The sequence below is a fragment of the Paenibacillus nuruki genome (assembly GCF_001721045.1).
Taxonomy (GTDB): Bacteria; Bacillota; Bacilli; order Paenibacillales; family Paenibacillaceae; genus Saccharibacillus; species Saccharibacillus nuruki.
Genome location: NZ_MDER01000035.1, coordinates 165,088 through 174,161, shown reverse-complemented (window position 1 = coordinate 174,161; position 9,074 = coordinate 165,088). Strand labels below are relative to the sequence as shown.

At 41.2% G+C, this 9,074-nt stretch carries 6 protein-coding genes; all 6 read left to right on the top strand.

Annotated features, from left to right (window positions below):
- Window positions 1-220 precede the first annotated feature (220 nt).
- A complete protein-coding gene (locus PTI45_RS10135) occupies window positions 221-1,144 on the top strand; it encodes an FAD binding domain-containing protein (protein WP_069327442.1) in 924 nt (307 codons plus the stop codon).
- Window positions 1,145-1,150: 6 nt separating this feature from the next.
- Window positions 1,151-3,532, top strand: a complete 2,382-nt coding sequence (gene pucD, locus PTI45_RS10130; RefSeq protein WP_069327441.1) for a xanthine dehydrogenase subunit D — start codon at window positions 1,151-1,153, stop codon at window positions 3,530-3,532.
- Window positions 3,529-4,053, top strand: a complete 525-nt coding sequence (locus PTI45_RS10125) for a (2Fe-2S)-binding protein (protein WP_069327440.1) — start codon at window positions 3,529-3,531, stop codon at window positions 4,051-4,053. The genes pucD and PTI45_RS10125 overlap by 4 nt, the downstream gene beginning before the upstream one ends.
- Window positions 4,054-4,559: 506 nt before the next feature.
- Complete coding sequence (locus PTI45_RS10120) at window positions 4,560-5,609, top strand: phosphotransferase (protein ID WP_083243450.1); 1,050 nt, start codon at window positions 4,560-4,562, stop codon at window positions 5,607-5,609.
- A 298-nt stretch (window positions 5,610-5,907) separates the two neighbouring features.
- On the top strand, window positions 5,908-7,407 hold the full coding sequence (locus tag PTI45_RS10115; protein WP_069327439.1) for a tagaturonate reductase: 1,500 nt from the start codon (window positions 5,908-5,910) through the stop codon (window positions 7,405-7,407).
- The gene (locus tag PTI45_RS10110; protein ID WP_139129237.1) at window positions 7,404-8,912 is read left to right on the top strand and encodes a UxaA family hydrolase; all 1,509 of its coding nucleotides are present in this window, start codon (window positions 7,404-7,406) and stop codon (window positions 8,910-8,912) included. The genes PTI45_RS10115 and PTI45_RS10110 overlap by 4 nt, the downstream gene beginning before the upstream one ends.
- The last annotated feature ends 162 nt before the right edge of the window (window positions 8,913-9,074 follow it).

The following is a 9,074-nucleotide window of genomic DNA, read 5'->3' as shown; positions in this document are numbered from 1 at the left end:
ATTTTCATTTAATGTTATATTATATTACATATAAGATCGTATTTTATTTATTTAAAGGGCGTAAAGCACAAAATAATGCCTTTAATTTAGGTATAACACAAATATAGGTTAGAATAATTGACATAAATCCATGATTTCATTAAAATTTGTTCAACGGATAGATGATAAAGGCTCACATATCATCATCGAAAGTAAGGTTTGAACAAGTGGAGGTGACATCATGGAAATGAATATAGAGACAAGCAGGATTCCTGATCCTTTTCCATGTCAGGTGTGGGAACCGGCAGATATGGAAGAAGCCATGATGATCAAACGTCAATATGGAGCCAATGCCGCTTTTGTAGCAGGTGGAACCTTATTGCGTACTCAGTGGGAAGGCGGCATCGTAAGTAAACATGAGCATTTAATAAGGCTCGATACGATTGCCGATCTCCGTGGCATTGATGAGAGTGATCAGCATATACACATTGGAGCGTTAACAAGACTACGCGAATGCGGAGCAGATATGTATATAGCGAATCATGGAGCCACTCTATATGAAGCTTGTCGTCATATTGCCGCTCCTTCTATTCGTAATCAAGCAACAATCGGGGGCAATATAGCTTCAGCAGTGGGCGATGCTATTCCCGCTTTGTTAGTGCACAATGCTTCACTTCATTGGGCAGATATCGGAAGCAAAGTCGACTTGATCCAACAAGATATCGTCGATTGGTTAGATGTAGTGAAAAGCGGTCGTAGAAGTCTAGATGCTATTTTAATGGGTATTGTATTAGAAAAGCAGTCTACTGAACATCAACAAGAAATCACTTTTTTTCGCAAAATTGGACGGAGAGAAGCATTTACGCCATCGCTGGTTACGGTGGCTTTTCGTGCCATGGTCGATCCGTTAGGGCACTTCTCACAAGTTAGAATAGCCGCAGGTGGTGGTTCAGGTATTGCGATGCGATTATCAAGATGTGAACAGTTATTAGAAGGAAATCGGTATCATGCAGAAATGATCACGTCGATAGCTCTATTAGCAAGTGAAGACTTTGTAACGTACAGCGATCCTTTTGCTAGTGAACAGTATCGTCAACAAACAGCAGGAAATCTGCTAGCAGCTGGATTATGGGAAAGTATTCATTCACAGATCGAAAGGAGATGACAGAGTATGTTGCTGAATCGGGAGAGTAGTGGAGAACGCTGGCGCAAACGACGGGATGGTAAAGAAAAAGTAACCGGTGAATTGCGATATTTAACCGATATGACCGCAGAAGGCATGTTATATGGACGTGTTCTACGCAGTATTCATCCGCATGCACGTATTTTGTCATTGGATGTGTCTGAAGCCGAAGCCTATGAAGGCGTTATCGCAGTGATTACTCATCAGGATGTTCCCGGACTGAATCGATTTGGTATAGCTACCCCTGATCAACCTGCTTTATGTGAAGATACGGTTCGTTATATTGGAGATGCAATCGCAGCTGTAGCCGCAACGTCATTAGAGATTGCTGAACATGCGCTGTCTTTGATCCATGTAGAATATGAAGTGTTAGAGACGATTACCGATCCGACTAGAGCACTGGAAGAATCAGCTCCAAGACTTCATCCCCAAGGCAATGTTCTTCATCGTACGCAAGTGAAGCGTGGAAGTACAGATACAGCTTTAGCGGATTGTGCGTATGTGGTGCATCAAGTCTACAGTACACCCAGACAAATGCATGCGTATATGGAAACAGAAGGCGGTTTATTTGTCCCTGAAAGCGATGGTCGTCTGACGGTCTATGCTCCAACGCAACATGGTTATAAAGATCGGATGCAAATTGCGCGTATTCTAGGTTGGGATGAAGAACGTATTCGTGTGATATCCAGTCCAATTGGGGGTTCATTTGGCGGTAAAGATGAATTAAATGTACAGCCGTATGGTTCATTATTAGCATTGAAAAGTGGTCGTCCGATCAAAATGCATAATTCACGTCAGGAATCGGTTCGGGCTGGACTCAAGCGTCATCCAATGAAGATTGAAATGAAAACAGGCATGGACGAACAAGGTCGCCTTATCGCTCATTATGTTCGTATTGTGGCAGATACAGGAGCATATGCGACACTGGGAGCACCTGTGCTTAATTTTGCAACAGAACACTCTATGGGGCCTTACCGTATGGAGCATGTGGATGTAGAAGGCGTATCGGTCTATACCAACAACGGACTATCTGGTGAATTTCGTGGATTTGGTGGCAATCAGGCGATATTTGCAATGGAAGGGCAAATGGATCGATTGGCTGAAATGATCCATATGGACCCGTGGGAATTCCGAATGATGAATCGTCGTCTACAACATGATCCTGGGCCATTAGAACAACGTATTTTACAGACCAATGGTCTTGAACAAGTGATGCAAGCATTGGCTGAATCCAAGCTATGGCAACGTAAGTTACAGTTAGCTAGCTCAGCAGATTCTGAATGGCATGATAACGTTGAAGTGATGAGTGGACTAAGTGAAGAGTCATCCACGTTCCAGCCTCCATGGATTAAGCGTGGGATAGGGGCGGCACTGGCTATGCATGGTGCAGGCTTAGGATATGGGATTGATGACCCCGCTGGCGGACGTCTTGCACTCAATGAACAAGGCAAGATTGAAGTTTCATTTAGCTATGAAGAATTCGGACAAGGATTAATTGCTACATTAGAGATGATGTTGATGGATCTCTTCCAGTGTGAACCTGATGATCTTAGTATCGTTATAGGAGATACGGATCGTGTACCTCATAGCGGCTCAAGTACAGCTTCCCGTTCGACGACGATGGCATGGATGGCTTTGCAACGACTGAAGACTCCTTTTCTTCAAACGATCTTAAAAATAGCTACGCAAATCACAGGTGTACCGTCGGAGCAGTTAACCACAGGGGTTAAAGGGATACGATTATTGACCGATGACCCGATTCTTTTAGAAGAATCTGAACCTGTTATCACGTATCTTGAAATTGCAGAATATATGAGTCAAGCCGGTCAACAAGAACAATTGATTTTTGATACCGAATTCGCTTATCCAACTACGCCTGATGCTGTAGTCGGTGGACATTATTTATATACGTATGCCGCTGTTGCCGCCGAAGTGGAAGTTAATACATTAACAGGACATGTGAAATTGTTAGCGAATTATCATACGGTTGCCGCCGGACCGGTCATTAATCCGATGGGATTTTTGGGACAAATTGAAGGCGGTAGTGTGATGGCATTAGGATTCACACTTACTGAAGATGCAGTGATGGATCAAGGGCATTATTTGACTAAAAATATGGATACGTATCTGATTCCTACAATCAAAGATATGCATACCTCTCTTGAAGTAGAAGCGATCGAAGATTTGCCAGAAGGAGACACCTTTGGTCCACGAGGAATAGGCGAGATAGGTTCAGTGGCGCTTGCACCAGCGATTACAGCTGCGATTCGGGATGCTGTCGGTGTATGGGTTCCTCATTTACCTGTTGCTCGTGAATTACTGATTCAACCAATCGAAACATGGCAAGAAGAAGGAGTGAGTCCACGATGAAAACAACAAATACAACCTGGCAAGCGACTGTGAATAGAGAACATCGTGAACTGCAAATCGATCCTTCGCGTCGTTTATTAGATATCATCCGTGGTGACCTCGATCTGACTGGAACCAAAGTCTCTTGTGAAATCGGTCGCTGTGGTGCTTGTATGGTCTTGATTGATGGAGAACCTGTTAATTCGTGTCTGACGATGGCTTATCAATGTGCAGGCAAAGAGATTACGACTATTGAAGGATTACATGGTGAACACGAAGATCAATTACATCCGATTCAGGAAGCTTTTTTAGAAGAAGGTGGATTTCAATGTGGATATTGTACACCCGGTATGATTATTTCAACCAAAGCTTTATTGGATCAGAATCCTCTTCCTAACGATCATGAGATCAAAGAAGGACTATGTGGTAATTTATGTCGATGCACTGGATACGGAGGAATTATGCGAGCTGTCCAAAGTGCCGCTACCAAATGCCAGCAACAAGATACCCAACTGCCGACTCAACAACAAATTATTCGTTAACGCTAACCATATCAACAATGATACTGACCCACTTCCTATCCTATAGAAGATCAATCCTTTTCTTGAAGCAGATCACTGCGAACAGGAAAAGGATTTTTGGTGTATACCCTTATATCTTTTACCCATACAAAGATAGGATATAGAAGCTACCTAGCTATTTATAAGGTAAGAATTACAAGAATCAGTGCTGTTTAAGTAAACGTATTCCTGAACTTTTGCAATCCGTTAAAATTTGGATTGGTAAGGACACCTGAATTGTTATATTATTAACAAACAGGTAAAAGGTTAGAGGTTAGCTTTCATCGAAAATAAGATGCAATAGGCTGATAAGATTGCTGAATAGTATACAGACAACGTAATAGATGAAGCATGGTCGTGTTGCATTTCTATTGCTCACATATTTTGGCTTGAAAAAAGTCAGTGTCTGCACCTAGAGTTCTCAACGATATGGACTCAATCAGCTTCTCCATTACCCGCATTATAAAAGGCAGCAAGGAGGGGAACCCTTGGAAAGCGAATATATAGATTCCATGGAACAACTGGCAGATCATTATTTTCCATCTGGAAATTGGCATATGGTTGAAGGTAAAGGCGGTATGAATAATACCACGATGTTTATCGATCACGCGTCTAGTCGTTATGTGCTAAGACGTTATGAGACACACAACGAACCTGAGAAAGTTCGTTATGAGCATGAAGTATTATCTGCACTTCCTGCTGTTTTGGTTGGGCTAAATACACCAAAGCCTGTCAAAGATACCAAAGGGCAGACAATCTATGTTACACAACCAGTCAATGAAGATGATTCTCGTAGCGCTGGCAGAATAGCAGCGTTATTTCATTATATGGATGGGCGTACACCTCAACTTAGAACAACAGAAGAGATTTTCCACTTTGGACAGGTCACCGGTCAATTATCAGCGGCATTGGCACAGATTGATATTGATCTGCATCCGGTGTATCCGCCTTATTATCGTTTAGGTCAATCGTATCCTTTGTGCAGTCCGGGTCGATTGGAAGCGTTCTGCGCTCATCCACCAGAAGATTTTAACAGTATTGCAGATATTCTTTATCGGATTGGAGAACGCCTTGGAGAGCAGTTGATGCGGATTACACGTCTGGTATCATTACCACATCAATTAATTCATGGGGATCTAAATGCATCGAATATGCTTGAATCCGCTGATGGAGAGATTACCGCTATATTGGATTTTGAATTTGTTACACGTGATCTACGGGCTATGGAGCCAGCGGTATGCTTATCAGATATGTTGCAGACTGTAGAGTGGAATGGAGCAGACGAAAAGCAATGTACTGCTTTTTTACAAGGATATGCTACTCATGTTCAGTTATCAGATCAGGAGACTGAAGTGATCCCGTTGCTTATTTTATTACGTCGTATTGATGTATTTATGCACTTTTTAAGCCGGTATTTCGAAGGGATCGATGATGCTGATGTGGTGATTGCTCAAGCCAAGCGTCTTGATGCTGGACTACAATGGTATGAAAAAAGTGGACCGCTTTTACAATTATTATGTCGTCGTATATTTAAGTAATGCATTGAGACTGGATGACTACTTCGTCCAAAGTGAACATAGAAATAACGAATGTTGAGAATACTCTCGATGTTCGTTATTTTTTTATAGCCAATGACTACAGAATAGGTCCCGATCGTAGTTGAAATAAAAAAAGGATCATAATAAATATATTTTAGTTGACTATTTTTATAGATTTGATGCTACAATAGGAAACAAATAAGAGTCATATTTTGTAAAATGTTAACGTGAACAATATTGATGCAATCATTTAATCGAAAACATAATCATCATATATAAATCAGGATGGAGGCGTATCATGTCGATCGGAAAATATATTGCACCTTTGCGGTTAGAAATGAATAGTCAGGATGAGCGTCGTAAGATCGAAACTATTCGCCAGCTTCCGATTAAAATATTGCAGATAGGCGGAGGTAACTTTTTAAGAGGATTTTTTGATTGGATGATCTATGAAAGTATTAATCAAGGGAAATACCATGGCAGTATTGCGCTCACTCCGCCTACACCGAATGGAGCTATCAAATTAAAACAATTAGCAGAGCAAGATGGGCTGTATACATTGATTACACGGGGATTGCAACAGGGAGAAGTGATTGAAGAAAAGTCTATTATTCCTGTGTTCAAAACGTTTATCGACCCTTATACTGAATGGGAACAATTTCTACAATTAGCAGAATTGGAGTCTTTGGATATCATTATCTCGAATACGACAGAAGCAGGATTAGCCTATGAACCGATCCACTATACAGAAGGAGAACCGTTACTTAATTATCCTGCACGATTAACCGTATTTTTGTATCGCAGATTTCAACATTTTGCAGGGAGTTTGGAACACGGGTTGTTAATTTTACCTTGCGAATTAATAGAACATAATGGTGATCTACTCAAGCAATATGTACTTCGTTATGCGACAGAATTTGGATTGGGTGCTGATTTTGTGACATGGATCGAGCAGTCCCAGCGTTTTCTCAACAATCTGGTGGATCGAATTGTACCCGGTATGCCACCTGAAGAAGAATATCAACGTCTGGCGAATCAATATGGTTACGAAGATCCATTTATCAATACAGCAGAACCTTATCATCTATGGGCGATTCAAGGGGAGCCAGAATTGGACAAGCGTTTACCATTGGCACAGATTGGACTGAATGTGCACTGGGTGAAAGACCTTCAACCTTTTCAAGAACGTAAAGTACGTATTCTTAACGGAGCACATACTTTAATGACTCCTGTAGGATTATGGTATAGCAAAGTCACTGTGCGTGATGTGATGGAAGATACAAAGCTTAGCGATTGGGTGATGTCTACGATCACTAAAGAAGTGATTCCAGCATTAACATTAGATGAAAAAGAACTACATGCTTATGCAACAGCAACATTCGAGCGTTTCCGTAATCCGTATCTGGAACATCGTCTGCAAGATATTGCACTCAACAGTCTAAGCAAATTTAAGACTCGAATCTTACCAACATTGAAAGCGTATTCAGAAAAATATAACCAGTTGCCTGCTGAGATCGTGTACTCCTTTGCAGCTTTGATTTTATTGTATCGGACACAATCAGTGGAAGATGGACAACGGTATCAGACGAAGATTCCATCAGGCACACTGATTACTATAAAAGATAATGAACGCTATCTACAGCGCCTTGCAGAACACTGGCAACAACCACAATTAGCAAATGTTGTTACGTCTATTCTGGCAGATCAACAGATCTGGGATGAAGATTTGACTGAAATTGAAGGATTAGCGAAAGCCATCGTATCGAATATCCAGTTATTGGAGGAAGCACAGCTATGAATACTATAATCAAAGATTGCATCACTATCCAAAAGCAAGATGATGTCGTGATTGCGCTTCGAGATGTGTCTCCCGGTGAACTCATTATGCTGGAAAATGGAACCATCCTGTCTGTTAGCGATCCTGTTCCACGTGGTCACAAAATAGCAGTACATGAGATTGCTCCTGATCAAGATGTGATGAAATACGGATTTTCAATCGGCAAAGCCAAAGAGCGAATTCAGCCGGGACAATGGATTCATACGCATAATCTACGTACAGGTCTATCAGGAACATTAGATTATCGTTATGAACCTACACCGACATGGATGCCTACAATTGTTCCTGAACATTTACAGACATTTGAAGGATATGTACGTGAGAATGGCGAAGTCGGTATTCGTAATGAAATCTGGATTATTAATACTGTAGGTTGTATTAACAAAGTCTGTGAAGCGCTCGCTCGTATTGCTCATGCAGATATGCAAGGACGGGTTGAAGGGGTCTATCATTTTCCGCATCCATTTGGTTGTTCCCAATTAGGTGATGATCTGGAATACACGAAGCAATTATTAGCTTCACTTGTACTTCATCCCAATGCAGCGGGTGTGCTAGTTATCGGACTAGGTTGTGAAAATAATCAGATTGAACAATTTGCCGAAGCAATCCCATCAGAATATGCGCACAAAGTCCGTTATCTCAAAGCACAAGAAGAAGATGACGAGATGGAAGTAGGATTAAATTTACTGGAAGAACTGGTTATGCAGGCAGAGCAAGTACAGCGCAAACCAGTTCCTTTATCCAAATTAAAAATAGGCTTAAAATGTGGTGGCTCAGATGGTCTATCAGGCATTACAGCTAATCCGTTAGTCGGTTCTATTGCAGATCTTATTGTCTCTGCTGGAGGAACAGCAATCCTAACAGAAGTACCGGAGATGTTTGGTGCAGAGACAATATTGATGAATCGTGCGCAGACACCGCAAGTGTTTGACGAACTGGTTGAATTGATCAACGGTTTTAAGCAATACTTTGTGAATCATGGGCAAAATATTTATGAGAATCCGTCGCCGGGAAACAAAGCAGGAGGCATCACTACACTGGAAGAAAAGTCTCTGGGTTGTACGCAAAAAGGTGGACATTCTCAAGTCATGGATGTACTCAGATACGGTATGCGTGTACAACAATCTGGACTAAATATTATCGAAGCACCCGGTAATGATCTGGTATCTGTCACAGCCCTATCTGCGGCAGGGGCACACATTGTGTTATTTACGACAGGAAGAGGAACGCCATTTGGTGGACCTGTACCTACACTCAAAATCGCTACACAATCAGATCTGGCTTATCGAAAAAAACATTGGATTGATTATAATGCAGGGCAACTATTAGAAGGTAAAACGATGGAAGAAGTATCTCTAGATCTATTAACATCGATTGTAGATATTGCTTCAGGACGGCAACAAACGAACAGTGAAAAACATGGTTTCCGCGAAATAGCTATTTTTAAAGATGGCGTTATTTTATAAGCAAATGACGGTTTAAATATAGATATAGCCTAGAAATACGAACGAAAAAAAGCGATACGTAAATGTAATTAAATACATTTTACGTATCGCTTCATTCGTGGTAAAATAAGGATGTTAATCGATTATCATGTCATATATTACCAATTGAGATTAATATTACAC

Excerpts from the sequence above, each read along its gene's own strand:
- PTI45_RS10110 (WP_139129237.1), top strand. The coding sequence starts at position 7,404 with ATGAATACTATAATCAAAGATTGCATCACTATCCAAAAGCAAGATGAT.
- PTI45_RS10125 (WP_069327440.1), top strand. The coding sequence starts at position 3,529 with ATGAAAACAACAAATACAACCTGGCAAGCGACTGTGAATAGAGAACAT.
- pucD (WP_069327441.1), top strand. The coding sequence starts at position 1,151 with ATGTTGCTGAATCGGGAGAGTAGTGGAGAACGCTGGCGCAAACGACGG.
- PTI45_RS10115 (WP_069327439.1), top strand. The coding sequence starts at position 5,908 with ATGTCGATCGGAAAATATATTGCACCTTTGCGGTTAGAAATGAATAGT.
- PTI45_RS10135 (WP_069327442.1), top strand. The coding sequence starts at position 221 with ATGGAAATGAATATAGAGACAAGCAGGATTCCTGATCCTTTTCCATGT.